The sequence below is a fragment of the Candidatus Desulfolinea nitratireducens genome, assembly GCF_982879505.1.
Map to the genome: position 1 here is coordinate 9,618 of NZ_CEYOSI010000084.1, position 1,111 is coordinate 10,728.

Here is a 1,111-nt window from a genome sequence, read left to right on the forward strand (position 1 = left end):
ACGGCGTTGAGAAAACTACCGCACACGACGCCGCCATTCTTCCCTAAATCCTAATTCTTTTATGCTAAGGCCTGATTCCAACGTCAGGAAATCTGTTAGTAAACGGTTAAATTTTGCCGTAGAATCAAGCATTGGAAAATAGCCAGCTCCATCAAAAACAATATGTTGCCCATAATCAGACAGGAGGCTCAACGCTTGAAAACTTGGTTGCGCAACAAGTGGATCTTGATCTCCGTTAACCAAAAGGCAGGGCGTGTGTTGAAGAATGACATTCTTGAATAGATTGCTTGCAATAATTCCGTTTTTCGAGGCGTGAATAGCTGCCGGATCTGTTTTTTTTGCATCAGCAAGTGCAATTTGCGCATCTGGCATATGACTCGAAAGCCAGCTAACCAATTCATCCATTGTATCTGTATATAAACGGGGGTTGATCTTTTCTGTGTCCAGTGGACAATTGATAATCATCACCCGATCTACTATGTTTGCATATGTGGAAGCAAATTCAAGGGCGACCAAAGCCCCCAAACCATGTCCTACCAGGGCGATTTTCCCGATCCCCATCTTTTCAAGAAAGGCGTGAAGAAGCGCCGCCTGTTTTTTTAGACTATATTTCTCTTGCTCCCGAGAATGGTGCGCGGTATCTCCAAAGCCCCAGAGATCAAGAGCGTAGGCGCGAAAGGATGTTGATGTGGTTTGCATGGAGGATATCCAATACCTCCATGAGCCAACCCAACCGTGCAAAAAGATGACTGGGCGTCCCCGCCCAAGCACCTCATAATGCACAATCGCTCCTTCAAGTAAAACTACGCTCATTTTCTATTCGTCTCCGGTCTCATTTGCGTACTTGTCATTTCCGGTCTCATTTGTGTACTTGTCGGTTCCGGTTTCATTTGCGTACTTGTCGTTTCCGGTCTCATTTGCGTACTCGTCGTCTCCGGTCTCATTTGTGTACTTGTCATTTCCGGTCTCATGTGTGTACTTGTCGTTTCCGGTCTCATTTGAGTACTTGTCGTTTCCGGTCTCATGTGTGTACTTGTCGTTTCCGGTCTCATGTGTGTACTTGTCGTTTCCGGTCTCATTTGCGTACTTGTCGTTTCCGGTCTCATTTGCG

General features: G+C 46.0%; 1 protein-coding gene and 1 pseudogene. Both read right to left on the reverse strand.

What is annotated here, in order from left to right; genetic code table 11:
- Positions 1-15: 15 nt before the first annotated feature.
- Positions 16-813 (reverse strand): alpha/beta fold hydrolase, encoded by a 798-nt coding sequence (locus tag AC3DOM_RS09160; RefSeq protein WP_487918739.1) that lies wholly within the window; start codon positions 811-813, stop codon positions 16-18.
- Positions 814-816: 3 nt separating this feature from the next.
- A pseudogene (locus AC3DOM_RS09165) lies at positions 817-1,111 on the reverse strand (hypothetical protein); the annotation flags it as partial.